26 protein-coding genes and 5 pseudogenes are annotated in these 25,916 nt (G+C 41.6%); all 31 read left to right on the forward strand.

What is annotated here, in order from left to right:
* Nucleotides 1–12 precede the first annotated feature (12 nt).
* The 31 genes and pseudogenes from sucD to fliQ all read left to right on the forward strand — a co-directional run bounded on the left by sucD (nucleotide 13) and on the right by fliQ (nucleotide 25,915).
* Entirely contained in the window at nucleotides 13–915 is a 903-nt protein-coding gene (gene sucD / locus JCM21738_RS01090; RefSeq protein WP_023614908.1) for a succinate--CoA ligase subunit alpha, read from the forward strand.
* Between the two features lie 64 nt (nucleotides 916–979).
* Nucleotides 980–1,834 carry a DNA-processing protein DprA gene (gene dprA, locus JCM21738_RS01095; RefSeq protein WP_023614907.1) on the forward strand — a complete coding sequence of 285 codons (855 nt, stop codon included), beginning with the start codon at nucleotides 980–982 and terminating at the stop codon, nucleotides 1,832–1,834.
* A 381-nt stretch (nucleotides 1,835–2,215) separates the two neighbouring features.
* The gene (gene topA / locus JCM21738_RS01100; RefSeq protein WP_023614906.1) at nucleotides 2,216–4,291 is read left to right on the forward strand and encodes a type I DNA topoisomerase; all 2,076 of its coding nucleotides are present in this window, start codon (nucleotides 2,216–2,218) and stop codon (nucleotides 4,289–4,291) included.
* Between the two features lie 431 nt (nucleotides 4,292–4,722).
* A complete protein-coding gene (trmFO, locus tag JCM21738_RS01110) occupies nucleotides 4,723–6,030 on the forward strand; it encodes an FADH(2)-oxidizing methylenetetrahydrofolate--tRNA-(uracil(54)-C(5))-methyltransferase TrmFO (protein ID WP_023614904.1) in 1,308 nt (435 codons plus the stop codon).
* A gap of 60 nt (nucleotides 6,031–6,090) precedes the next feature.
* Nucleotides 6,091–6,992 (forward strand): annotated as a pseudogene (gene xerC, locus JCM21738_RS01115) (tyrosine recombinase XerC).
* Nucleotides 6,993–7,011: 19 nt separating this feature from the next.
* Nucleotides 7,012–7,554 (forward strand): ATP-dependent protease subunit HslV, encoded by a 543-nt coding sequence (gene hslV / locus JCM21738_RS01120; RefSeq protein WP_023614902.1) that lies wholly within the window; start codon nucleotides 7,012–7,014, stop codon nucleotides 7,552–7,554.
* Nucleotides 7,555–7,573: 19 nt separating this feature from the next.
* A pseudogene (gene hslU / locus JCM21738_RS01125) lies at nucleotides 7,574–8,976 on the forward strand (ATP-dependent protease ATPase subunit HslU).
* Nucleotides 8,977–9,104: 128 nt separating this feature from the next.
* Nucleotides 9,105–9,883, forward strand: a pseudogene (gene codY, locus JCM21738_RS01130) (GTP-sensing pleiotropic transcriptional regulator CodY).
* 484 nt (nucleotides 9,884–10,367) lie between these two features.
* The gene (gene flgB, locus JCM21738_RS01135; protein WP_031307882.1) at nucleotides 10,368–10,763 is read left to right on the forward strand and encodes a flagellar basal body rod protein FlgB; all 396 of its coding nucleotides are present in this window, start codon (nucleotides 10,368–10,370) and stop codon (nucleotides 10,761–10,763) included.
* A gap of 2 nt (nucleotides 10,764–10,765) precedes the next feature.
* Entirely contained in the window at nucleotides 10,766–11,215 is a 450-nt protein-coding gene (gene flgC / locus JCM21738_RS01140; RefSeq protein ID WP_023614898.1) for a flagellar basal body rod protein FlgC, read from the forward strand.
* A 45-nt stretch (nucleotides 11,216–11,260) separates the two neighbouring features.
* The gene (fliE, locus tag JCM21738_RS01145; RefSeq protein ID WP_232215895.1) at nucleotides 11,261–11,539 is read left to right on the forward strand and encodes a flagellar hook-basal body complex protein FliE; all 279 of its coding nucleotides are present in this window, start codon (nucleotides 11,261–11,263) and stop codon (nucleotides 11,537–11,539) included.
* A 109-nt stretch (nucleotides 11,540–11,648) separates the two neighbouring features.
* Nucleotides 11,649–12,586 (forward strand): annotated as a pseudogene (gene fliF / locus JCM21738_RS26465) (flagellar basal-body MS-ring/collar protein FliF).
* Nucleotides 12,573–13,202 carry a flagellar M-ring protein FliF C-terminal domain-containing protein gene (locus JCM21738_RS26470; RefSeq protein WP_256360155.1) on the forward strand — a complete coding sequence of 210 codons (630 nt, stop codon included), beginning with the start codon at nucleotides 12,573–12,575 and terminating at the stop codon, nucleotides 13,200–13,202. Before fliF ends, JCM21738_RS26470 begins: the two are co-directional and overlap by 14 nt.
* A gap of 11 nt (nucleotides 13,203–13,213) precedes the next feature.
* Nucleotides 13,214–14,230: a flagellar motor switch protein FliG gene (fliG, locus tag JCM21738_RS01155; RefSeq protein ID WP_023614895.1), complete on the forward strand. Its 1,017-nt coding sequence runs from the start codon at nucleotides 13,214–13,216 to the stop codon at nucleotides 14,228–14,230.
* The gene (fliH, locus tag JCM21738_RS01160) at nucleotides 14,214–14,984 is read left to right on the forward strand and encodes a flagellar assembly protein FliH (RefSeq protein ID WP_051391333.1); all 771 of its coding nucleotides are present in this window, start codon (nucleotides 14,214–14,216) and stop codon (nucleotides 14,982–14,984) included. Before fliG ends, fliH begins: the two co-directional genes overlap by 17 nt.
* Nucleotides 14,984–16,297 carry a flagellar protein export ATPase FliI gene (fliI, locus tag JCM21738_RS01165; RefSeq protein WP_023614893.1) on the forward strand — a complete coding sequence of 438 codons (1,314 nt, stop codon included), beginning with the start codon at nucleotides 14,984–14,986 and terminating at the stop codon, nucleotides 16,295–16,297. The genes fliH and fliI overlap by 1 nt, the downstream gene beginning before the upstream one ends.
* Nucleotides 16,298–16,304: 7 nt before the next feature.
* The gene (gene fliJ, locus JCM21738_RS01170; protein ID WP_023614892.1) at nucleotides 16,305–16,751 is read left to right on the forward strand and encodes a flagellar export protein FliJ; all 447 of its coding nucleotides are present in this window, start codon (nucleotides 16,305–16,307) and stop codon (nucleotides 16,749–16,751) included.
* A gap of 4 nt (nucleotides 16,752–16,755) precedes the next feature.
* Nucleotides 16,756–17,355, forward strand: coding sequence for a MotE family protein (locus tag JCM21738_RS01175; protein ID WP_023614891.1), 600 nt, complete (start codon nucleotides 16,756–16,758; stop codon nucleotides 17,353–17,355).
* 29 nt (nucleotides 17,356–17,384) lie between these two features.
* On the forward strand, nucleotides 17,385–18,611 hold the full coding sequence (locus JCM21738_RS01180) for a flagellar hook-length control protein FliK (protein ID WP_023614890.1): 1,227 nt from the start codon (nucleotides 17,385–17,387) through the stop codon (nucleotides 18,609–18,611).
* Nucleotides 18,612–18,621: 10 nt separating this feature from the next.
* Nucleotides 18,622–19,251: a flagellar hook assembly protein FlgD gene (flgD, locus tag JCM21738_RS01185; protein ID WP_023614889.1), complete on the forward strand. Its 630-nt coding sequence runs from the start codon at nucleotides 18,622–18,624 to the stop codon at nucleotides 19,249–19,251.
* A 17-nt stretch (nucleotides 19,252–19,268) separates the two neighbouring features.
* Nucleotides 19,269–19,658, forward strand: coding sequence for a TIGR02530 family flagellar biosynthesis protein (locus tag JCM21738_RS01190; RefSeq protein WP_023614888.1), 390 nt, complete (start codon nucleotides 19,269–19,271; stop codon nucleotides 19,656–19,658).
* Between the two features lie 81 nt (nucleotides 19,659–19,739).
* Nucleotides 19,740–20,906 carry a flagellar hook protein FlgE gene (locus JCM21738_RS01195; protein WP_035208727.1) on the forward strand — a complete coding sequence of 389 codons (1,167 nt, stop codon included), beginning with the start codon at nucleotides 19,740–19,742 and terminating at the stop codon, nucleotides 20,904–20,906.
* Between the two features lie 62 nt (nucleotides 20,907–20,968).
* Nucleotides 20,969–21,190, forward strand: coding sequence for a flagellar FlbD family protein (locus JCM21738_RS01200; protein ID WP_023614886.1), 222 nt, complete (start codon nucleotides 20,969–20,971; stop codon nucleotides 21,188–21,190).
* The gene (fliL, locus tag JCM21738_RS01205; RefSeq protein WP_023614885.1) at nucleotides 21,180–21,608 is read left to right on the forward strand and encodes a flagellar basal body-associated protein FliL; all 429 of its coding nucleotides are present in this window, start codon (nucleotides 21,180–21,182) and stop codon (nucleotides 21,606–21,608) included. Before JCM21738_RS01200 ends, fliL begins: the two co-directional genes overlap by 11 nt.
* Nucleotides 21,609–21,650: 42 nt before the next feature.
* A complete protein-coding gene (gene fliM, locus JCM21738_RS01210) occupies nucleotides 21,651–22,649 on the forward strand; it encodes a flagellar motor switch protein FliM (RefSeq protein ID WP_023614884.1) in 999 nt (332 codons plus the stop codon).
* Nucleotides 22,639–23,909, forward strand: a pseudogene (fliY, locus tag JCM21738_RS22070) (flagellar motor switch phosphatase FliY). Before fliM ends, fliY begins: the two are co-directional and overlap by 11 nt.
* A gap of 18 nt (nucleotides 23,910–23,927) precedes the next feature.
* Nucleotides 23,928–24,290 (forward strand): response regulator, encoded by a 363-nt coding sequence (locus JCM21738_RS01230; protein ID WP_023614882.1) that lies wholly within the window; start codon nucleotides 23,928–23,930, stop codon nucleotides 24,288–24,290.
* Nucleotides 24,291–24,320: 30 nt separating this feature from the next.
* Nucleotides 24,321–24,734 carry a hypothetical protein gene (locus JCM21738_RS23715; protein ID WP_148296034.1) on the forward strand — a complete coding sequence of 138 codons (414 nt, stop codon included), beginning with the start codon at nucleotides 24,321–24,323 and terminating at the stop codon, nucleotides 24,732–24,734.
* Nucleotides 24,701–24,973: a hypothetical protein gene (locus JCM21738_RS23720; protein WP_243462834.1), complete on the forward strand. Its 273-nt coding sequence runs from the start codon at nucleotides 24,701–24,703 to the stop codon at nucleotides 24,971–24,973. The genes JCM21738_RS23715 and JCM21738_RS23720 overlap by 34 nt, the downstream gene beginning before the upstream one ends.
* Nucleotides 24,966–25,631, forward strand: a complete 666-nt coding sequence (gene fliP, locus JCM21738_RS01240) for a flagellar type III secretion system pore protein FliP (protein WP_023614880.1) — start codon at nucleotides 24,966–24,968, stop codon at nucleotides 25,629–25,631. The genes JCM21738_RS23720 and fliP overlap by 8 nt, the downstream gene beginning before the upstream one ends.
* Nucleotides 25,632–25,645: 14 nt before the next feature.
* Nucleotides 25,646–25,915 carry a flagellar biosynthesis protein FliQ gene (gene fliQ, locus JCM21738_RS01245; protein WP_023614879.1) on the forward strand — a complete coding sequence of 90 codons (270 nt, stop codon included), beginning with the start codon at nucleotides 25,646–25,648 and terminating at the stop codon, nucleotides 25,913–25,915.
* The last annotated feature ends 1 nt before the right edge of the window (nucleotide 25,916 follow it).

Below are 25,916 nucleotides of genomic sequence, written 5' to 3' on the forward strand. Positions count from 1 at the left end.
AGAGAATTTGACGTGAGCGTATTTATTAATAAAGATACAAAAGTCATTGTTCAAGGGATTACGGGTTCCACAGCCCTTTTCCATACAAAACAAATGCTTGAATATGGTACAAAAATTGTTGGAGGAACATCTCCAGGCAAGGGCGGTACAGAAGTAGAAGGCGTTCCTGTATTCAACACTGTGCAAGAGGCTGTTGATGCAACAGGCGCAAATGCTACAGTAATCTATGTACCAGCTCCATTTGCTGCAGATGCGATTGTCGAAGCTGTTGATGCTGAGCTTGATTTAGCAATCTGTATTACTGAGCATATACCAGTATTGGATATGGTCAAAGTTAAGCGCTACATGGAAGGAAAGAAGACTCGCCTAGTGGGTCCTAACTGCCCGGGCGTCATCACTCCTGAAGAGTGCAAGATTGGTATCATGCCTGGATATATCCATACAAAAGGACATGTTGGTGTTGTATCCCGTTCTGGAACACTGACATATGAAGCGGTACACCAGTTAACTCAAGAAGGAATCGGCCAGTCTACAGCTGTAGGCATTGGCGGAGACCCGGTTAACGGAACGAACTTCATCGATGTCCTGAAGGCATTCAATGAAGATCCAGACACTTATGCTGTCATCATGATTGGTGAAATCGGCGGCACGGCTGAAGAAGAAGCAGCTGAGTGGATCAAGGCTAATATGACTAAACCGGTTGTTGGCTTCATCGGCGGAAGAACTGCACCTCCAGGGAAGCGCATGGGCCATGCCGGTGCGATTATTTCTGGCGGAAAAGGAACGGCAGACGAAAAAATCCGCGTAATGAACAAATGCGGCATTCAGGTTGCAGAAACTCCATCCGTAATGGGCGAAACGCTGATCCGCGTTTTGAAGGAGCAAGACCTTTACGACAAGTGCAAAACACACTAAAATATTCAATCAGGCAGTCCCTCTTAGCAGAGGGGCTGTTTATTAATCCCAGGGGGGGAATCATATGGATGAATTAAAAAAGAAACTGATCCAGCTTGTCCATAGCAGGCATGCCAGCTGGAAAGCAATTTACTCAATCCTCAAAGAAAATTCTGCAATTAGCAATAATGAAACTGCAAATTATACCTCTATTAATCCTCGAGCAGAACAACTCAAAAGAGACCATCAATTTATTTCCGCCGACAAACTTCTCAATGACTACACCACACAGAATATTCACCTAATCACTATTTTTGACGACGACTACCCAGATAGGCTTAAGACTATCTATCAACCTCCGTGGATACTGTTTGCCAGAGGAAATTTATCTTTGTTAAAGAACAGAGAAAAACTTGCTGTAGTTGGCTCAAGGAACGCCACAGCATATGGCATTGGAGCGATCAACTATTTATTTCCCTCATTAATTGATAAAAATGTACTGATTGTTAGTGGTCTTGCAAGGGGAATCGATGCCCATGCCCATAAAGCAGCCATTAAATTGGGCGGGAAAACAATTGGTGTCATAGCTGGCGGGTTTCACAATCTATATCCGAAGGAAAATGTTAAATTAGCAGAATACATGATGGAAAAACAACTGGTGTTATCAGAATATCCACCAGCAACCATGCCTGCGAAATGGCAATTTCCAATGCGAAACAGGATTATCAGCGGTCTTTCAGAGGGTACACTTGTAGTTGAAGCGAGGGAAAAGAGCGGATCACTGATCACGGCAGATTTTGCATTGAATGAAGGCAGGGATGTATTTGCGGTTCCCGGCAGCATTTTGAGTCCGGATTCTGATGGAGTCCACTATTTGATCCAGCAAGGAGCCAAACTGGTTAAAAGTTCAGGGGATATTTTAGAGGAACTTGGTATGTAATGTGGAATAATATTGAGAAAACTGTATAAAATGCAAAAAGCAGAACCTAAAAAGAATTGATAATTTTTGGATTATGGTTTATTAAAGAGGTTGATGGAAAGAGAATATAGGCAGAAGCTTAACAGCTTACCTGGTCTGAAATGGTAGAGTTGAGTTGGAAAAAGTTTTAAAAATATACCTTTTCAGCAGGTTATTTTTATATTTAAAATAAAATTTACATCAAAAAGGTTGAAATAATTTTCAATCTGTTATACATTTTGCATCAGGTATTTTAAAATCCCTAAGTTAGATGAAACCGTTCACTTAAAGGATTAATTTGACAACTCAACGGTATGTTGATAATAATTAATGTAATTTTATACCTCTAAGGAGGACAATAGGATGTCGGATTTTTTAGTCATCGTCGAATCGCCTGCAAAGGCTAAGACGATTGAGCGTTATCTTGGAAAAAAATATAAAGTGAAAGCCTCTATGGGGCATTTGATAGATTTGCCTAAGAGCCAGATGGGAATCGATACGAAAAATAATTATAATCCCAAGTACATTACAATCCGGGGTAAGGGACCGGTTCTGAAGGAATTGAAATCTGCAGCAAAAAAAGCTAAGAAAGTCTATCTCGCGGCTGACCCCGACAGAGAAGGGGAAGCAATTGCATGGCACTTGGCCAAAAGTCTTGACGTTGATGTCCATTCTGATTGCAGGGTTGTATTTAATGAGATAACCAAGGATGCCATCAAGGAATCTTTTAAACATCCCCGGGCGATCAATATGGACCTTGTAGATGCCCAGCAGGCACGTCGTGCTCTGGACAGACTAGTAGGATATAATATCAGTCCGCTGCTTTGGAAGAAGGTCAAGAAGGGGCTGAGCGCAGGACGCGTGCAATCTGTTGCCTTAAGGATGATCATTGATCGTGAGAAGGAAATCGCTGCGTTTGTTCCGGAAGAGTATTGGACAATCGGTGCGGAATTCCTGAAAGGCAAAAGTTCTTTTGAAGCTTCTTTTTACGGAATTGGCAAAGAAAAAACTGATTTGAAATCAGAAGATGATGTCAAGAACATCCTGAAACAAGTACAGGGGAACAAATTCACTGTTGAGTCGGTGACGAAGAAAGAACGTAAACGTCATCCTGCACCGCCATTCATTACCTCTTCACTGCAACAAGAGGCAGCACGAAAGCTTAACTTCCGTGCCAAAAAGACAATGATGCTTGCGCAGCAGCTTTATGAAGGTATCGACCTAGGAAAAGAAGGCACAGTCGGTTTAATCACCTATATGAGAACGGACTCTACCAGGATTTCTGAAGTTGCACAAGGCGAAGCAAGGGAGTATATCACTGGTCAGTATGGTGAAAAGTTCATTCAGACAGAGGCCAGGAAAGATAAGAAACAGTCCAATGCTCAGGATGCCCATGAAGCGATCCGGCCAACAAGTACAATGAAGGTTCCTGAGACGATAAAGGAATTCCTTTCAAGGGATCAATACAGGCTTTACAAACTTATATGGGAACGCTTCGTCGCAAGCCAGATGGCTCCAGCGATCATGGATACGATGAGTGTTGATTTAAAGAACGGGGAAGTAACTTTCCGTGCGACAGGATCTAAGGTTAAATTCGCAGGCTTCATGAAGGTTTATGTAGAAGGTACGGATGACCAGGTGGAAGAAAAGGATAAATTCCTTCCTGAACTAAAGCAAGGTGACGAGGTCACGAAGAAAGATATCGAACCGAAGCAGCACTTTACACAGCCGCCTCCAAGATATACAGAAGCAAGGCTCGTCAGGACGCTTGAGGAAATGGGGATCGGCCGGCCATCAACATACGCGCCAACCCTTGATACTATCCAGAAGAGAGGCTATGTGTCACTTGATAACAAGCGATTCGTGCCTACAGAACTTGGCGAAGTGATCCATGAGCTTATGCTGGAATTCTTCCCGGGAATTCTTGACCTCGAGTTCACCGCCAAAATGGAACAGAACCTCGATAATGTCGAAGATGGGAAAATCAATTGGGTCAAAGTCATTGACGAATTCTACCGTGGTTTTGAGAAAAATCTTGAAGTAGCGGAAAAAGAAATGCAAGAAATTGAAATTAAGGATGAACCCGCCGGGGAAGATTGTGATCAGTGCGATTCACCGATGGTATTCAAGATGGGACGCTACGGTAAGTTTATGGCCTGCAGCAATTTCCCTGACTGCAGGAACACAAAGGCAATCGTCAAGGAGATAGGGGTCAAGTGCCCTAAGTGTGAAGAAGGTAATATCATTGAGCGGAAGAGCAAGAAACGCCGGATTTTTTACGGCTGCGATCGTTTCCCAGAATGTGATTTCCTTTCATGGGATAAACCACTTGCAAGGAAATGCCCTAAATGCGAAAATATGCTAGTTGAAAAGAGGCTTAAAAAGGGCGTCCAGGTTCAGTGTACAGAATGCGACTATAAAGAAGAACCACAAAGCTAGAGTGAGCCCTTGGGCTCACTCTTTATGTTTGGGAAGTGCGCTGCCGGGGCTGGTCAAGGCGCTTCCGCTTTTCTTTGTCCAGCTCCAGCGCCTAGCCCCTCGAGTCGTTTCGGTCTGCCAATGAAGTCAAAGAACGACTTCACTGTCAGGCCCTCCAACGCTTGTCGGGGCTGGTCAAGGCGCTTCCGCTTTTCTTTTTTGAATCTTTTTTCTTTCTTTTTCGTAAAGGAAAGTGCAAAATGGTACAGGAATCAGGGTAAAGTAAGTAAGATTGAGTATATAATAGAAGCTTTATGTCAAGGCAGATGTTATAATAATTCTTTTGGAAAGGCAGATGCTTCTATTCTGCCTGTTAAGGTCCTATTAGACATTGCAACTTGGATTAGAATAAGCACACGCGTAACTTTTAAAAGCTACTGGAGGAAATAGAAATGACCGAAGCTACAGTAAATGTCGTTGGCGCCGGCTTAGCCGGAAGTGAAGCTGCATGGCAGCTTGCCGAAAGAGGCATCAAAGTGAACTTATATGAGATGAGGCCTGTAAAGCAGACACCTGCTCACCATACAGATAAATTTGCTGAACTGGTATGCAGTAACTCTTTGCGCGCAAATACATTAACAAATGCAGTGGGTGTATTAAAAGAAGAGATGAGAAAGCTTGACTCTGTCATCATGGGGTCAGCAGACGCATGTGCTGTACCGGCAGGCGGAGCTTTGGCAGTAGATCGCCATGAGTTCTCGGCACATGTTACTAGCCGTGTGAAGGGACATCCTAATGTTACTGTATTTAATGAAGAAATCACAGAAATCCCACAGGGGCCGACCATCATCGCTACGGGGCCATTGACAAGCCAGGCGTTGTCCCAACAACTGAAGGAGCTTACTGGGGAAGAATATTTATATTTTTATGACGCGGCAGCTCCCATTATTGAAAAAGACAGCATCGACATGGATAAGGTCTATCTGAAATCCCGATATGACAAAGGGGAAGCCGCATACCTTAACTGTCCGATGACAGAGGAAGAATTCGATCGTTTTTATGAAGCTTTGATTTCTGCTGAAACAGTTCCGCTTAAAGAATTTGAAAAAGAAATCTTTTTTGAAGGCTGTATGCCGATCGAGGTCATGGGCCAAAGAGGAAGGAAGACGATGCTTTTCGGGCCGATGAAGCCGGTTGGCCTGGAGGATCCTAGAACTGGTAAGCGGCCTTATGCCGTAGTTCAGCTTCGTCAGGATGATGCTGCTGGAACACTTTTCAACATTGTAGGCTTCCAGACTCATCTTAAATGGGGACCGCAAAAGGAAGTTATTCAATCGATTCCGGGATTGGAAAATGCTGAAATTATTCGGTACGGTGTCATGCATCGTAATACCTTTATCAACTCACCTAAGGTTTTAAAAGCAACATATCAATTCAGGAATAGAGAAAATCTATTCTTTGCAGGACAAATGACTGGGGTTGAAGGGTATGTGGAATCTGCAGCGAGCGGCATGATTGCTGGAATCAATGCTGCACGTCTTGTAAAAGGTGAAGAGCCAGTGGAATTCCCGCATGAAACAGCAATGGGAAGCATGGCCAGATATATTACAACAACGAACGCGAAAAACTTCCAGCCGATGAATGCAAATTTCGGGCTTTTCCCTGATCTTCCAGAAAAAATCAAGGCTAAGCAGGAACGTAATGAGAAGCATGCTTCCAGAGCATTGGAAACAATTCAGAAATTTGCGAAAAATTTGTAATTTATATTGCGAGGACTATTTAAATATGATACTATTTAGTAGCCCTTGTGAGGTGACGAGATGGAAGCAAATGTGAACAATTCTTTAAACTTATTTATTGAATATTTACAAATTGAAAAAAATTACTCACAATATACTATTGAACATTATCAACATGATATTAGGGGATTTTTTTGTTCATGTCTGAACAAGGCCTGACCAGTCTTGATGATGTTGAGTATGCTGATACAAGGATTTACCTCACGAAATTATTCGATCAGCAGCTCTCCAGAAAGTCTGTCGCCCGCAAGATTTCATGTATGCGCAGCTTTTATAAGTTTTTGCTTCGTGAAAAAATGGTAGAAGATAATCCTTTTTCCCTTGTATCCATACCAAAACTGGAAAAGCGATTGCCAGATTTTTTTTATGAAGAGGAACTTTCCCAGCTATTTAATGCATGTGAAACCGAAACAGCGATTGGAAAAAGGAACAAAGCCCTTTTGGAACTTCTTTACGCTACTGGAATCCGTGTAGGTGAGTGCTGTAAAATCCAGCTGAAGGATATAGATTTATCTTCATCTACAGTTTTAATTCATGGAAAAAGGAAAAAGGATAGATATGTGCCTTTCGGTAGTTTTGCTCAGGATGCGATTGAAGACTACATAAAGAATGGAAGACCAGATCTTCTTAAGAATAAAGATGATCATGGCCATTTGTTCTTGAATTTCCGGGGTGGGCCTCTCACAGACAGAGGAATCAGGGAGATCCTGAATAAGCTGATTGAAAAGTCTGCCCTGACAGGAAAAATTCATCCCCATAAACTGCGCCATTCCTTTGCCACACACATGATGAGCAATGGAGCGGATATGAGGACTGTCCAGGAGCTAATGGGCCATGCGTTCCTGTCTTCAACGCAAGTATATACCCATGTTACGAAAGAGCACTTACGCAAGATTTATATGTCACATCATCCGAGGGCTTAAGCAAAAGGAGGACGAAGGAATGTCAGAATTCCATGCCACAACGATATTTGCTGTTCAACATAAAGGCCAATGCGCAATGTCAGGCGATGGCCAGGTGACCTTTGGGAATGCTGTAGTGATGAAACACACAGCAAAGAAAGTCCGAAAGTTGTTTAATGGTAAAGTAATTGCTGGATTTGCCGGTTCAGTAGCAGATGCGTTCACCCTGTTTGAGATGTTCGAAAGCAAGCTCGAGGAATACAATGGAAATCTCCAAAGAGCCGCGGTCGAACTTGCAAAGCAATGGAGAAGTGATAAAGTCTTAAGGAAACTCGAGGCAATGCTGATTGTATTGAATGAGGCTGATATGCTTCTTATTTCTGGAACAGGCGAAGTCATTGAGCCTGATGATGGCATTCTGGCGATAGGTTCTGGAGGTAATTATGCCTTGTCTGCTGGCCGTGCATTAAAGCAATATGCTGGAGAACATTTAACAGCAAAAGAAATCGCGAAATCTTCATTGGAAATTGCTGCTGATATTTGTGTTTACACAAACCACAATATTATCGTGGAAGAACTGTAACGGAAAAGGAGTGTTGAGTGTGAAGCAAACGACAAATTTAACTCCAAGGCAGATTGTGGAAAAGCTGGACCAATATATTATCGGTCAAAAGGATGCAAAAAAAGCTGTTGCAGTTGCTCTCAGGAACAGATACCGCCGCGGCTTGCTCGCTGAGAATATCCGGGATGAAATCATCCCTAAGAATATCCTGATGATTGGGCCTACTGGAGTAGGCAAAACAGAAATTGCCAGAAGAATGGCTAAGTTAGTTGGCGCTCCTTTCGTCAAGGTGGAAGCGACTAAGTTCACTGAAGTCGGTTATGTTGGCCGTGATGTCGAATCCATGGTTCGGGATCTTGTTGAAACCTCAATCAGGCTTGTAAAAGAGGAAAAAATGGAGAATGTAAAGGAACCGGCAGAAGAAAATGCAAACCGCCGTCTTGTCGAACTGTTAGTCCCATCAGCGAAAAAATCCGTCAATTACAAAAATCCACTGGAAATGTTGTTCGGCGGAAGCCAGCAGCCTGAACAAGAGCAAAACCAATCAGAAGATTTGGGGTTATTCGAAAAGCGTAAAACCATCAAGGAAAAGCTCGAAAAAGGTGAGCTTGAGGATGAGCTGGTAACCGTTGAAGTCGAGGAGCAGACGCCTTCCATGTTTGATATGCTCCAGGGTTCTGGTATGGAACAAATGGGAATGAATATGCAGGATGCTTTGAGTGGATTGGTGCCTAAGAAACGCAAGAAACGAAGGCTGCCTGTACGTGAGGCCAGGAAGGTATTAATCAATGAGGAAGCCCATAAGCTGATTGATATGGATGAGGTGACTCAGGATGCTACATACCGTGCTGAGCAGGCAGGCATCATTTTCATTGATGAAATTGATAAAATTGCCAGCAAGAATTCCGGCGGTTCCAGTGCAGATGTTTCTCGTGAGGGTGTTCAGAGGGACATACTTCCAGTTGTGGAAGGGTCGACTGTTAACACGAAGTACGGTCCTGTAAAAACAGACCATATCTTGTTTGTCGCTGCAGGTGCTTTCCACATGGCGAAGCCTTCCGACCTGATACCTGAATTGCAAGGGCGTTTCCCAATCAGGTAGAGCTTACTAAGCTGACAGTTGAGGACTTTTACAGGATTCTTGTAGAGCCTGATAATGCACTTACAAAGCAATATGAAGCTTTATTGGAAACAGAAGGTATACAAATTGAATTTTCTGACGATGCTATTCGTAAAATAGCTGAAGTCGCTTATGATGTGAATCAGAATACGGATAACATCGGAGCGCGAAGACTGCAGACGATTCTTGAGAAGCTGCTTGAAGACCTGAGCTTTGAAGCTCCAGATATCAATCTGGAGAAGGTTGCGATCACTCCGCAATATGTAGAAGAAAAACTTGGCGCGATCTCAAGAAACAAAGATTTAAGCCAGTTCATATTATAATGGGTAATCGTTTTAATGCATACTCAATAGGGTAGACAAAAAATGACTGCTTATTGTGGTAAAGTATTGAAACTAGCCAGGATTAAAATAAATGATTTTTTGTTTGAAGCAAATAGGAGGAAGAAACAATGGACTTACTATCAAAAACTAGAAAAATTAATGCCCTGCTCCAAAAAGCTGCAGGCAAACCGGTAAACTTCAAAGAAATGTCAGAAACTCTAAGTGAAGTAATCGAGGCCAACATCTTTGTTGTCAGCCGCAGAGGGAAGCTATTAGGGTTAGGAATCAATCAGCAAATCGAAAATGACCGAATGGTTAAAATGTTAGAAGACCGCCAATTCCCTGAAGAGTATACAAAGAATCTTTTCAATATACAGGAGACATCACCGAACCTGGATGTTGAGAGTGAGTACACTGCATTCCCTGTTGAAAACAAAGAACTTTTCAAAAACGGCTTAAAAACGATCGTACCGATTATCGCGGCGGTGAGCGTCTAGGTACATTGATCCTTGCCCGTCTTGAAGAACAATTCCACGACGATGACCTAATTCTTGGGGAATATGGCGCGACCGTTGTAGGGATGGAAATCCTTCGTGAAAAGGCTGAAGAGATTGAGGATGAAGCACGAAGCAAAGCTGTAGTCCAAATGGCTATCAGTTCATTATCCTACAGTGAACTGGAAGCGATCGAGCACATCTTTGAAGAACTTAACGGAAAAGAAGGCCTTCTAGTTGCTTCTAAAATAGCTGACAGAGTCGGCATCACTCGTTCCGTAATCGTCAATGCACTGCGCAAGCTAGAAAGCGCAGGAGTTATCGAATCTCGTTCCCTTGGAATGAAAGGAACTTATATCAAAGTATTAAATGACAAGTTCCTATTTGAACTTGAAAAACTTAAAAACAATTAAATAATAATGAAAAAATCCGCTGAACTTCAGCGGATTTTTTGTCCTACTTGCGAGTTTAGTTAGCTAAGTACAAGTTTACGACCAGTTAATGTTACAAAAATATTGCGTTTTTTTTACACTCATCAAATTATCAAATTAAAATCGAGGGATTTTAAAAAGAAGATAATGGAAAAAAGTTTTACCAATATAGCAATTTAGCCTTTCATCTGCCTGGAAAAATTAGAAATAGTGATTCGTTACTCCTATCTTTTTTTTAAAACTTTACAAAAAAGAGGCTGCATTTATTGAAAATATAATATTAAGTAAACTAATAGGTCTTTTGTCCTGTTTTGAAAAATGAGCATTATGCATGATAAAAATTAACTGAAAGTACATAGACAGATTATTTCAGATTCTTTACAATTAGGAATATAATGACGAAATTCACCAAGGAATTACAAAATTCAGCAAAATAATCCAGTGGAGCAATTGCGAGGTGCAAAAATTGAAGTTGTTTTCAAACACTGTATCAACCCTCGAGCATGCGTTGAACTATTCTTCTGCGAAGCAAAAAGTCATTTCGCAGAATATCGCGAATGTTGATACACCGAATTATAAAGCAAAGGACGTGTCCTTCAAGGCAGTATTTCAGGATGTAATGGGCAAATCCTTTCAAGCGAATAGATCAGATGCCCGCCATTATGAATTCAGCAGCAAAGCGAGTCGTTTACCTGGAGTCGTTACTTATCCAAACGTGAATTATAACCAGAATGGAAACAGTGTTGATCTGGATAAAGAAATGGCCGATTTGGCTACAAACCAAATTTACTATAATGCGCTGACTGAGAGGATTAATGGGAAATTCAACTCTCTCCAAACAGTCATTAGGGGAGGTAAGTAATCATGACCATGTTTCATAGCATGAACACGACTGCATCAGCGTTAACTGCTCAGCGTCTCAGAATGGATGTCATTTCTTCCAACATGGCGAATGTTGATTCGACCAGAGGTGTAAATGGTGAGCCATACCGCAGGAAAATGGTCGTCCTTCAACCTAAGGAAGGAAACTTTTCTTCATTCCTGAATAAAGCAATGGGAAAAACAGACGGCTCAGGGGCTGGAAATGGAGTTAAAGTATCGAGAATAATAGAGGACAGGGAAAATCCTCTAAAGATGGTATATGATCCTGAACACCCAGATGCAAATCAAGAAGGATATGTTGTGTATCCCAATGTCGAACCATTAAGGGAAATGGTGGATTTAATAAGCGCGACACGATCTTATGAAGCAAATGTCACGGTTTTCAACGCTTCCAAGGGCATGATGATGAAAGCCCTTGAGATAGGAAAATAAGGAGATAACTAAATGAACTCAGCTGGGATTAATTCTGTCAGCCAAATGGTCAGGCCATTTGAAACAAAAGTGTCTACTCCCACAACTACACCATACGAAGCGCAAAAAAGTTTTTCGTCCGTACTTAAGCAATCTATTGAAAATTTAAATAAAACTCAGCTTCAGTCAGATGCAATGACGGGAAAACTAGCTCGTGGGGAAAACGTTGACCTCCATCAGGTAATGATTGCGAGCCAAAAGGCGAGCATTACACTGCAGGCTACAATGGAAGTCAGAAACAAAGTGGTTGAAGCATACCAGGAAATGATGAGAATGCAGGTTTAATAATATGAGCTAAAAACTAAGATTATATCGGTTATTAGCTGTATAAAAGAAGAGACTTAATAACCGGGGGATTGAAATGAAAGAAACCGTTCAAAAGTATATACATACAATGAAGGATTTCTGGCAGGGGCGCACCAGAAAGCAAAAAATCAGTTTTGGTGCGTCTATTTTCTTTGTTTTGACAGTAGCCGTCCTTACAGCCTATTTTACCTCGAGGACATCCCTTGAGCCGCTTTATAGCAATCTTTCTCCAGCCGAGACTGGAAGTATCAAAGAAAGCCTTGATGCAAGGGGCATAAAATCTGAAATTGCTGATGGTGGCAATACCATCCTTGTTCCGAAAGAAGCGGTTGATAGCTTGAAAGTTGAGCTGGCAGCTGAAGGGATTCCTAAATCGGGAAGTATCGATTATTCATTTTTTAGCCAGAATGCCGGTCTCGGTATGACAGATAATGAATTCTTTGTCTTAAAACTGGATGCTATGCAAACAGAGCTTGCTGATTTGATGAAAGGAATAGACGGCGTCAATGATGCTAAGGTAATGATCAACCTGCCTGAAAAAGGTATTTTTGTTAGCGATAATGAGCAGCCTGCATCGGCATCCATTGTGCTAAGTACAAGCCCGGGCTATCAATCAAGGAAGATCAAATTAATGCACTCTATCACTTAGTGTCTAAAAGTGTTCCTAACCTCCCTACAGATAATATCGTCATCATGAATCAATTTTTTGAGTACTTTGATTTAAAAAATGAAAAAAATTCCAGTGGAGCCTCTTTTGCTTCTCAGCATCAAATCAAACAGCAAATTGAAAGAGATGTCCAAAGACAGGTCCAAAATTTGCTTGGCACTCTTATGGGACATGATAAAGTAGTAGTTTCCGTTACAGCCGATATAGACTTTACCCAGGAAAACAGAGAAGAAAACATCGTTGAGCCTGTTGATAAAGAAAATATGGAAGGAATCGCAATTAGTGCTCAACGAATTACTGAAACCTTCACTGGGAACGCAGATCAAGCTGGTGGAATCCCCGAAGGTGGGAACTGGTGAAGCCATTGGAGCTCAATACCTTGAGGGAGCAAATGGCAACGGGGATTATGAGAGAGTCGAAGAAACAATTAATAATGAGGTCAGCAGAATTCGCAAGGAAATTACCGAGAGTCCATACAAGGTGAGAGATCTAGGGATTCAGGTGATGGTTGAACCGCCAACACCAGATGACCTCAATTCATTACCACAGGAACGTGTAGAGGATATTACAAAAATTCTTGGTACTATCGTCAGAACCACCATTGATAAAGAGTCGTTAGACGCAGAGCTGACAGATGAAGTGATTGAAGACAAGGTGGTTGTGTCGGTTCAGCCGTTCAATGGGAAGGTAACCTTCGAAAATCAGGTTGTAGAAAAGCTGCCTTGGTGGGTATACCTTATTGGCGGATTATTGCTAGCGGGTATTGTAGTCTTATTACTTCTATTTATGAGATCAAGAAAGAGAGAAGTAGAAGAATATGTAATGGAAGAGAAATATGAACAAATTCGTGTTCCTGATGTGAACAAGGAATTCGAGACAGAAGGCACAATGAAGAAAAAACAGCTGGAAAAAATGGCGAAAGAGAAGCCTGAGGACTTCGCAAAGCTATTGCGAACTTGGATTTCTGAGGATTAGGAGGAGGACCAATGGTGAGGAAAGACCAAAAGGAATTAACAGGAAAACAGAAGGCGGCAATCCTCCTGATCTCACTTGGCCCAGATGTTTCTGCTTCGGTTTATAAGCATTTAAGTGAAGAAGAAATCGAGAAGCTTACACTTGAAATATCAGGTGTTAAGAAGGTCGACTCGCTGGCAAAGGAAGAAATACTGGAAGAATTCCATAGCATTGCTCTTGCACAGGATTATATCACGCAAGGTGGAATCGGTTACGCAAAGACAGTGTTAGAAAAGGCACTAGGTACCGATCAGGCCGCTGTGATCATCAATAGATTGACCTCATCACTGCAAGTAAGGCCGTTTGATTTTGCGCGAAAAGCGGATGCTGGCCAAATTCTCAATTTCATTCAAAATGAGCATCCACAGACAATTGCACTTATACTTTCTTATTTAGATTCGGCACAAGCCGGCCAGATTTTATCTGAACTGCCGCAAGACGTCCAGGCGGATATTGCACGCCGTATTGCAGTGATGGACAGCACATCACCAGAAATCATCAATGAAGTCGAACAAATCCTTGAAAGAAAGCTTTCAGCCACAGTTACTCAGGACTATACGCAAACTGGAGGCATCGAGGCTGTAGTTGATGTATTGAACGGAGTGGACCGTGCAACAGAACGCACGATTCTCGATGCACTGGAAATCCAAGATCCTGAACTGGCCGAGGAAATCAAAAAGCGGATGTTCGTATTCGAAGATATTGTCACACTTGATAACCGTGCAATCCAGCGAGTAATCCGAGATTGTGAAAACGAAGATCTCATGCTTGCTCTTAAAGTTTCAAGTGATGAAGTGAAAGAAATTGTCTTTAAAAATATGTCTAAGCGTATGGTCGAAACCTTCCAGGATGAAATGGAATTCATGGGTCCTGTAAGGCTTCGAGATGTTGAAGAAGCACAATCCAGGATTGTAGCTATTATCCGTCGTCTGGAAGAAGCTGGTGAAATCGTCATTGCGCGTGGCGGAGGAGATGATATTATTGTCTAGGCTTATCAAATCCCAATACACCAGTAATATGCCTGCAGAAAAAAAGGTCATCTCTATCCGGGTGTTAGAATCATCGGAACAACAAGAAGTTCCACAAGTTTTCACTCATACAGAAGATGAAAGAAGGCGGATCCTTGAGGAGGCTGTGGCAGAGGCGGATAACATTGTGTCAAAGGCCATGGCGGAAGCAGAACAGATTCGGCAGCAAGTCCAACTGGAACAGCAAGATTGGGATCAGCAAAAATCTGTATTGGCCGAAGAATCCAGGCAACAGGGTTTTGAACAAGGCTACCAAGAAGGCAGAACCCAGGGGTATGAAGAGTACCGCCAAACAATCATGTTTGCCCAGGAAACGGTAGATGCGTCGAAAAGAGATTACGAGAATCATATTGAATCATCAGAAAAGGTGATTCTCGATCTCGGGGTGAAAATAGCCGGGAAGATAATCGGGGAAAAACTGGCTGCAGATGAAGCGTTCCTTTACCTGGTAAAGAGGGCGTTAAAAAACTCGAGGGATTATAAGGATATCCAACTTCATGTTCATCCGAAATACTATCAGGAACTGCTTATTCAAAAGGATGAACTGATTGCCATCTTTCCGAAAGATATTGATTTCTATATTTACCCGGATGAAGAGCTTGAGGAGACATCTTGCATCATTGAATCTGAAAATGGCAGGGTCGACGCAAGTGTAGACAGCCAATTGGAAGAGATCAAAAATAAGCTGTTTGAAATGCTGGAGAGTGAACAATAGTGAAGGCCAAGGATTTATTGGAACATGTCGACTTTCTGGATAGTTTTAAACGTTATGGACGTGTAAAAAGAGTTGTTGGTTTGATGATTGAGTCACAAGGGCCTGAAAGTTCAATAGGCGATGTCTGCTTTATTCATGTTGGTACAAAGAAAAAACGGAAAATCCAGGCGGAGGTTGTCGGTTTTAAAGATGAAAACGTCATTTTGATGCCGTATACATCTCTTCATGATATATCACCAGGAAGTCTGGTTGAAACGACAATGAAACCACTTGAAATTAAAGCAGGACCAGGATTGATTGGCAAAGTAGTAGATTCGCTAGGTGCTCCATTGGATCAATCAAGCCTGCCAAAAGGATTGGCGTCAGTTCCAACAGAACAAGACCCTCCCAACCCTTTGAGCAGGCCGCCAATCTCAGAACCGATAGAAGTCGGAGTCAGGATGATTGACAGCCTGCTGACAGTTGGCAGCGGCCAGCGTGTTGGGATTTTCGCCGGCAGTGGTGTAGGGAAGAGTACTTTGCTGGGAATGATTGCGAGAAATACTACAGCAGACCTGAATGTTATTGGGCTGATTGGTGAACGGGGACGAGAAGTCAGAGAATTCATCGAACGCGATTTAGGGCCTGAAGGACTAAAGCGTTCGATAGTAGTTGTTGCCACTTCAGATCAGCCTGCGTTAATGCGGATCAAAGGAGCCTATACAGCAACAGCCATCGCAGAGTATTTTCGTGATAAAGGATTGAATGTCATGCTGATGATGGATTCAGTTACCCGAGTGGCTATGGCGCAGCGTGAAGTAGGTCTCGCAGTTGGAGAACCTCCTACCACGAAAGGCTATACTCCTTCAGTGTTCGCCATTCTTTCAAGGCTTCTTGAAAGGACAGGTACGAATGAATTCGGATCAATAACAGGGTTTTATACCGTCCTTGTGGATGGTGATGACATGAATGAACCTATTGCTGACACAGTAAGGGGAATACTGGATGGCCACTTTGTATTAGACAGGGACTTAGCTAATAAAGGCCAGTACCCTGCAGTGAACGTGTTAAAAAGCATCAGCCGAATCATGAACAATATTGTCGCCGATGAACACGTCAAAGCGGCTGAAAGATTTAGGGAATTATTAAGTACCTATATCAATGCTGAAGATTTAATTAATATCGGGGCATATAAAAAAGGCACTTCTGCAGAGATTGATGAGGCGATTATGAGATACCCTCTAATTCTTAATTTCTTGAAGCAAGAGACCAATGAAAAAGTCTCAATAAATGAAAGTGTTCAGGCTTTATTGCAGTTAGTAAGGAAAGGTTGATGGATCAATGCGGTATCAATTCAAGTTTGATAAAATCCTTTCACTTAAGTCGAGAGAAGTGGACGAAGCACAAGTTGTATACCAGGATTCAGTGAAAAAGTTCGAAGAGGCGGCTGATAGACTCTACCATCTTCTTAAGAAAAAAGAAGATCTTGAGAGCTTGCAATCAGACCGGCTGCTAGATGGTTTGCCGGTCCAGGAAATACGACACCATCAACAGTTTATCGGCAATCTTGAAAAATCGATTGCCCACTATCAGAAAGTCGTGATGAATGCGAGAAACATCATGAATTATCAACAAATACAATTGATGGAAAAAAATCAGGAAGTAAAGAAGTTTGAAAAAATCAAAGAGAAAGACCATCTTCAATTTAAGGCAGATGAAAAGTATGCAGAGAGCAGGATGATGGACGAAGTCTCGATTCAGCAATATATGAACCGGGAAATTAGGTGATCGAATGGCACAGAGCGTTGAGGAAAAAGAAAATCAGGATGGGAACAAGTTTCAATGGTTTTTATATGTGATAGCAATTCCAAGCTTGTTTGCGATTGTTATTGCTTTAGTTGCACTTTCGATTTTAGGGATTAATATTTTTGATACAGCGAAGGACATCGGCGGGAAAGTACCCTTTATTTCTCAATTTGTTAAGGAAAAAAAGCCGTTATCTATTGAAGAATTTGAAAAAGATATCATCAGCCTAGAAGCAGAAATTAAAGACCGCGAAGCAAAAATGGAACAACTGCAGTCTAAAGTCGACAGCAAAGATACACAGTTAAAACGAATGGAACTGGAAAAAGCACAGCTGCAAGCACAAATCGAGGAATTAACCGCGATCCAGGAAGAAAACAAGCGAGCCTTCCGGGAAATCGTCAAAACCTATGAAACGATGTCAGCAAAGAGTGCCGCTCCGATTATTTCTAAAATGGACACGGAAGAAGCAGTAAAGATTCTGAAAAACATAAAGCCGGAATCACTCGCTGCAATAATGGAAAAGCTGCCTGCCCAGGAAGCAGCAAAGTATACAGAGATATTGACGAATGAAACTAACGGAAATTAGCTGACGAGAATTTGAGAGGAGGTGAAAAAATGGAAATAGAAGGTCTTGGCTTTTTTAATACCATTGCTGTAGGAAAACAGAAATTTTCAGAAAAGGCTGGGGATGGAGGAAGCTTTGCCGGATTAATGTCAACAGTATTGTCCGGAAAAGCGGAGTCAATACCATCAACTGAATCTGCACAGGGTGAAAAAAACCTTGAAAGTCTGGATGCCCTGACGGAAATGATCAACATAAAAGACCTTTTAGACTTGGAAGATGGACTGAAGTTGCTGGATGTATTGAATTCAGACTCTGAAAATCTATTAACTAAGGCGCTGGCTTATTTTGGAATCAACAAAGAAGATTTGAAGCTATTTATCCAAAAATGGACCGGTAACAGTGAAGCTGATTTCGAAAGTCCTTCTGAAGATGAGCTGTTGTCATCCTTAGCGGCAATAATAACAGGAATTGCAAATCAAAATGGAAATCAATTACTGAATAAGTTGGAACAAAATGATTTGCAGACATTAAAGGCATTAAAGCTTTTGGAGTTAATGGCCAGATATGCTGATGGGAATAAATATAAAAGCTCTGATACTGTTAAAGGATCACTGAAAAATCTTGGTGAGGAATTAAAGAATTTTTTAGAAATGAGTAAACCAAATTCTCATACGGATTATTTACAAAAAAGATTTACCCAGTTAGCGAGTGACATAAACCTTGCAAACTCAAAAAAAATAACTTTTACAGAGAGCAGACCGGGACTGAAGACAGATGGTCTAGCAGGAATTATTGCTTATCTCCCACAGATGACAAAGGCTGAGCAATTAATGTTAACAATGAATAGTCCTGAAAGGCCGGTTTCACCAGAACAATTAATGAAGCAATTTGAATCGATTCTTTCAAAATCGCATTTTATGAACAGTGGGGGAACACAAAAACTATTCATTAAATTATTCCCTGAGCACCTTGGCAGCATCCGTATAGAGCTTTTCCAAAAAGATCAAACGATGATAGCGAGAATCATAACTACGACAGGTACGGCAAAGGAAACGCTGGAATCCCAGATTAATGGTCTCAAACAGGCCTTTGCGGCACAAAACCTTTCAGTAGAAAGGATTGAAGTGACTCAGCAGCAGGCCCAGCAAGAGCGATTCTTGAATAGAGATTCTCAGCAGCAGGAGAGACAGCCTGACAGAGGGAAGCAGGAAAAGAAAGAAGAAAAAGGCGATTTTAACCTTTCCTTCGAGGAAGCGCTGCTAAATACTGAAGTATAGGAGTTTGACCATGGTGAATAGTATTAATTCTTCATATCTGCTGTCGAATCTTCAAAAGGACAGGAAAGCCGGTTCAGATATTCTTGGGAAGGATGATTTTCTAAAAATCCTGATGACCCAGCTCCAGAACCAGGATCCTTTGAATCCAATGCAGGATAAAGATTTTATAGCCCAGATGGCAACATTTTCGACACTTGAGCAAATCACGAATATGGGGAAATCAATCGACCGGTTTGTACAAGCTGAACAGCAAAATAAAATGATTTCCTATAGCCAGTTTGTGGGCAAGGATGTCACATGGCATAAGATTGAAACAGCAAATGGCGAGGAAACCATTAAACAGGGAAATGGGAAGATAGCCTCTGTGCAGTTCAAGGAAGACACCGTTTCATTTGTGCTTGAAGATGGCACGACCCTGGAACCGGCGAACATTTCTCAAATCAATGAGTTATCCAGTGAAAATCATATGTTGCAGGCGAGTATGCTGATTGGGAAAACAATTACCTATCTTGATGAAAATAAGCAAGAAAAATCAGCTAATGTCCTGTCTGTTTCTTTTAAAAATGGCAAAACATCTTATTTACTCGATGATGAGAATAAAACAAGCATCATTTCTTCACAGATCACCAAAATTCAATAACGTAAGGAAGTGATGTAATGGATAAGACAAACTTTCATCCACTTCATTCACTGCCTGTTAACAGGACACACAATAAACCTGTAAAAGCCAATAAGTTAACACCAGCACCTTTTTCCTTGCAATTGCAAAGTGCTATCCAATCAAAGAATGGACTAACAATAAGTAAGCATGCAACTGAACGGCTGGAGCAAAGGGGAATCAATATTTCCCAGGAGCGCTGGAACAGGATTGAGGAAAAAGTTAGTCAGGCTAAGGCCAAGGGCGTGAGTGATTCACTCGTTCTGCTAAAGGATGCGGCACTGATTGTCAGTGCAAAAAACAACACCGTCATTACCGCGATGGGAAGGCAGGAAGCGGCGGAACAAATATTCACCAATATAAATGGAACGATTGTTATGGAAAATTAAAATAAAAAAGGCTGGACCTTCACGGAGGCCTGGGCTGTGGACCGATTGAAGCAGCCCCCAAATCGAAAGGAGTTTAAAAAAATGCTTCGTTCAATGTACTCAGGAATCAGCGGGATGAAAAACTTCCAAACAAAACTTGATGTGATCGGAAACAATATTGCCAATGTAAATACATACGGCTTCAAAAAGGGCCGTGTTACTTTTAAAGATACTATGAATCAAACAATCTCGGGCGCAAGTGCTGCTACAGAGAACAAGGGCGGAAAGAACCCAATGCAGGTAGGACTGGGCTCCACGATTGCGACGATTGATACAATAGATACACAATCCAGCTTGCAAACGACGGGACGTTCTCTTGACTTAGCAATCTCAGGGGATGGTTACTTTGTAGTTAAGCAGGGTGGTGCCGAATTTTACACACGCGCTGGGAACTTTTATCTTGATGAAGATGGGACTTTAGTTAATGGAGATGGATATAAAGTTCAATCTTATGATAAAGGTGTCTTAAAGGATATTAAAATAGATGTAAACTCTATTCTTCCGGCACAAAAAACTACTAATATAACTATAGATGGGAATTTCCCTTCAAATATTGCAGGAGCTACAGAACAACTGCAGCAATTAAAAATAGTCGATAATGATGGTAATGATCATACAGTTGAAATGACATTGAAAAATCTAAATGCTAATGAATGGCAAATGACACTTCAAGATAGAAGCTTGACCCCATTAGTTCCTTTTGTCGTGAAATTTAATACAACGACCAAAGAATTTACAATGCCAAATCCAAATAATGGACTTAAATTAAGTAGCGGTGATATTCCATTATCATTTATTGCTGGTGAAGTTACATCAAATGGTAACAATTTGAATGCATTATTTAATCCAGACGGATCAACTCAAGGTGCAATTGAAAGCTTCAGTATCGGTCAAATGGGAGAAATTAGTGGGGTGTTTTCAAATGGTCGCGTAGAAAATCTTGGCACAATTGCGCTTGCCAAATTTAGCAATAATGCTGGTCTTAGTAAGGTTGGAAATAATATGTTTCAGAATTCGGTTAACTCAGGAATTCCGAATATTGGTGCACCTGGCAATGGATTTGGAACAATAGCAGCTGGTGCCCTTGAAATGTCCAATGTTGACCTTTCAGAAGAATTTACCGAAATGATCACGGCTCAGCGTGGTTTCCAGGCAAATACAAGAATTATTACAACCTCGGATGAAATACTTCAAGAATTAATAACTTGAAACGTTAGACATAGAGAGGAGCAGGGCTGAAAGGGAAATCCTTTTAGCCCCTGTGAATTATTATGATTAAAGTAACTAAATTAAACGGTAAATCATTTAGAATTAATTCATTATTTATCGAAGTGGTTGAAGCTTTTCCGGACACAACGATTACTTTAACCAATGGGCGAAAGTATGTCGTAAGGGAAAGTGAAGATGAAGTGAGCAAATTAATCCGGGAATTTTATCAGAGTGTCGGCCTTCTTGGAGGGCGAGTGTTGGAGGAACTGAATCATGAAGAATAATAAGCTGGTAATGATTATGTCGGTCATGCTGGTAGCCATATTGCTCGTAGGGACTATAGCTGTTGTAGCGGTTATGAAGCTTAGTGCTGAAGATGTCGAAAAAGAACCAAGCATTGATGAGGTGCTGGAAGCTTCCGTAGACATCCCCGAGGTAACGACGAACCTGGCATCGAATGATTTTATTAAGATTTCTTTTAAAATTGAAACAGACGGCAAAAAAGCAAAAGAAGAGTTGCAAAAGAGAGATTTCCAGGTGAAAAACCTGATTATTTATGAACTATCCGAGAAAAAGGCGGAAGAGCTGCAAGGCAAGGAAGGCAAGATGAACCTTGAAGAAACCCTCAAAGCGAAGTTGAATGACCTGATGCAGGATGGAAAAATCAATAAGGTCTATATAACGGGTTCTCTCCTCCAATAACAGTTTGAATTAAATTACCGTAACTACATGGAGGTGAAGAGAATGTCGGGAGAGGTATTATCGCAAAGCGAAATAGATGCTTTGTTATCCGCTTTATCAACAGGAGAAATGGATGCGGATGAATTAAAGAAAGAACAAGTAGAAAAAAGGGTTAAAGTATATGATTTTAGAAGAGCTTTGCGTTTCTCGAAAGACCAGATCCGCAGCCTTACCCGAATTCATGAAAACTTTGCCCGGCTATTGACGACCTTTTTCTCAGCTCAGTTAAGAACGTATGTCAATATTAGTGTCGCGTCAGCTGACCAGATTCCTTATGAGGAATTCATCCGGTCCATTCCCAAGATGACAATCTTGAATGTATTTGATGTAGAACCTCTGGAAGGCAGAATCCTGATGGAGGTCAATCCGAATATTGCCTACGCGATGATGGACAGGCTGCTGGGAGGAAAAGGGACCAGTCATAACAAAGTCGATAGCTTGACTGAAATAGAAACCAGGATCATGTCAAATATGTTCGAGAAAGCTTTTGAAAATTTCCGGGAGGCATGGAGCTCGATTTCTGATATCGATCCGCAGCTTTCAGAATTCGAAATCAATCCGCAGTTCTTGCAGATGGTTTCGCCAAATGAAACCGTCGTGGTCATTTCACTGAATACCACGATCGGAGAAGCAAGCGGAATGATCAATATCTGTATTCCTCACGTGGTCCTTGAACCGATCATTCCTAAGTTGTCAGTGAAATATTGGATGCAGTCCGATAAGAAACAAAGCTTGCCAATCGAAAATTCAGTATTGCAGAGTGAAATCCAGAAAGCTGATGTTTCAATTACAGCTGAAATTGGTTCATCTGAAATATCGATCCAGGACTTCTTAATGCTTGAGATCGGCGACGTGATTGAATTGAATCAGCAGATTGATAAACCATTACTGATAAAAGTCGGAGATATCCCTAAATTTGTAGGACAGCCAGGGAAAATCAACAAAAAGTTAGCCATTCAAGTGTTTGATACATTTAAGGGGGGAGACGATGATGGTGAGTGATGACATGTTATCTCAAGATGAAATTGATGCGCTTCTAAGAGGAACCTCTGATGAAGCTGAAGAAACAGAAAGTACCATTAATGTAGATGACTATTTTTCTTTTATGGAAAGAGATGCGTTAGGAGAAATAGGCAATATATCATTTGGCAGCTCAGCTACCGCACTATCAACTTTATTGAACCAGAAGGTGGAAATTAATACCCCTACGGTTACAGCTGTGCATAGGTCAAAACTTGAAGAAGCTTTTCCAGATCCTTATGTGGCCGTACAGGTTTATTACACAGAAGGATTTACCGGCAGCAATATGCTTGTTATTCAGCAAAATGACGCTGCGATTATCGCTGATTTAATGCTGGGTGGCGATGGATTGAACCCAAGGGAATTACTTGATGAGATTCAGCTGAGTGCCGTACAAGAGGCAATGAACCAGATGATGGGATCTGCAGCAACCTCCATGTCGACAGTGTTTAGCAAGAGAGTGGATATTTCACCTCCGAATATCAATCTGTTGAATGTGGTTGAAGGTGAAGGCACTGATTCGATTCCTGAAGATGATATTTTAGTGAAGGTATCATTCTCGTTAAAGATTGGCAATTTGATAGATTCGAATATTATGCAGCTTTTGCCAGTCACTTTCGCCAAAAGTCTGGTTGATGAATTATTGAATCCAGGTGGATCGCCGTCACCATCACCGTACCTGAAACACAGGCACCGATAATCCCGCAAAAAAATCAGGCGGAAATAAATAATTCAAATGCAATTCATGAACAGCAGGATTACGCTCAATATCAGCAAGTCCAGCAACCGCAATATCAGGGGCATCAAGAGCAAGTTTATTATCAGCAGCAAACGAGTCAGGGAGTTCCACAAGGACATGGCTATTCTCAGCCAATGCAATCAGGACCACAGCATATAGGAAATGTGATGCCAGGTGCGCAGCCAACGGTTCAACCTGCAGTATTCTCTAGTTTTGAGACAGTACAGACACAGCAGGCGGAGACAAAGAACCTGGATATGCTGCTTGATATCCCGCTGCAGGTGACTGTTGAACTGGGCAGAACGAAACGTTCGGTTAGGGACATCCTTGAGCTGGGGTCGGGTTCCATTATCGAACTAGACAAATTAGCTGGAGAACCAGTCGATATTCTTGTCAACAATCGCCTGATTGCACAGGGTGAAGTAGTTGTTATTGATGAGAATTTTGGAGTCCGTGTTACGGATATAATCAGCCAGAGCGATCGCATTAAAAAATTGAAATAACCTACAGGAGGAATTCCAATGGCAAACAAGATTTTAGTCGTAGACGATGCGGCTTTCATGAGAATGATGATTAAGGACATTTTGACAAAGAACGGCTTTGAAGTTGTCGCAGAAGCTGCGGATGGTGCACAGGCACTTGAGAAATATAAAGAATTCCAGCCTGACCTTGTTACAATGGATATCACAATGCCGGAAATGGACGGCATCACTTCACTAAAGGAAATCAAAAAAATCAATCCTAACGCTAAGGTCATCATGTGTTCTGCAATGGGCCAGCAAGCGATGGTCATCGATGCAATCCAGGCAGGAGCCAAAGATTTCATCGTAAAACCATTCCAGGCAGACCGCGTTATCGAAGCGATTTCAAAAACATTAGCTTAGTGAACTATTATCATTTAGAGGGTGCGGCAATTGTTAAAATTAATCCGAACTGCCTCGACAATTCTTTTCTTATTAGCTGCTCTGTTCAGTCCGATTGGCTTGGCGAGCGCAGAGCAGCTAAATAAAAGTGTGAAGGATTGTTTGAAAGATCAGTCGTGTGATGAGGAACAGGCAGATACTACAACAAACATATCAGACGATAAAAAATCACAGGTAGGGGTCAGTTTCCTTGATTTCGTCAGGATGATCCTTGCTACCGCCTTTGTAGCAGCATTAATCTACTTCCTCCTTAAATTCATCAATAAAAGGAGTATGTTATATAAAAGCTCGCAGCTTGTAGAGAACCTTGGAGGCACAAGCTTGGCGCTAACAGGTCGGTACAGATCGTCAAAGCGGGCAATAAGCTGCTCATTGTTGGTGTGGGAGAAAACATACAGCTATTAAAAGAAATAGACGACCCGGAAGAGTACAGCCAAGTCATTCAGGAATATAACAATAAAATGGAGCAGCTTGTACAGCCAAGCGAGATTGTGACAAAGTTGCTTAAAAGAGCGAAGAAAGATGGCGGCAATCAGCATTCAGAATTTTCCGCGTTACTGAAGAATCAAATGAGTGATATGGCGAGCGGAAGAAAGAAAATGCTTGATGAGATACAAAAGAAAGGGTCAGAAAAAGATGAATGAGTTTATGGAGTTTTTCAACAGCAGTACTCCTGAGAGTGTTTCGACATCCGTAAAGTTGATGCTCCTGCTGACTATACTTTCTATTGCGCCAGGCATCCTGATTTTAATGACAAGTTTTACACGGATCATCATCGTTCTTTCCTTTGTCAGAACGGCGCTTGCAACACAGCAAATGCCGCCCAATCAAGTGTTGGTCGGACTTGCGATGTTCCTGTCATTCTTCATCATGGCCCCTACTTTCCATGAAGTGAATGAACAAGCTCTGACGCCTTTATTCAATGAAGAAATCAATTTGGAGCAAGCATATGAGAGGGCATCGATCCCTTTTAAGGAATTCATGAGCGCTCATACGAGGCAGAAGGATTTAGAGTTATTTCTTGAATATTCAAAGGCTGACACGCCTGAATCCATTCAGGATATCCCTCTGACAGCCCTTGTCCCTGCATTTGCTATAAGTGAAATCAAAACAGCATTCCAAATCGGGTTCATGATATTCATCCCTTTTCTGGTGATCGATATGGTGGTGGCAAGTGTCCTGATGTCGATGGGAATGATGATGCTGCCGCCAGTCATGATATCACTTCCATTTAAAATTTTGCTTTTTGTCATGGTAGACGGATGGTATTTAGTCGTGAAATCATTATTACAAAGTTTTTAAGCAGGTGAATAAATATGACATCAGAAGCGGTTATTTCGATAGCTGAACGAGGAATTTATACAGTTTTAATGATTTCAGGGCCTTTGCTGATATTAGCGCTGGTGGTTGGTTTGATCGTCAGTATCTTTCAGGCAACCACGCAAATCCAGGAACAGACACTGGCTTTTGTCCCAAAGATTGTGGCCGTCCTGGTCGGAGTCGTTTTCTTTGGTCCGTGGATGTTAAGTTATATGTTGAGCTATGCGAGTGAAATATTTTCAAATCTTACAAGGTTTGTAGGCTGAT

The organism is Mesobacillus boroniphilus JCM 21738 (genome assembly GCF_000517385.1).
Lineage (GTDB): Bacteria > Bacillota > Bacilli > Bacillales > Cytobacillaceae > Mesobacillus > Mesobacillus boroniphilus.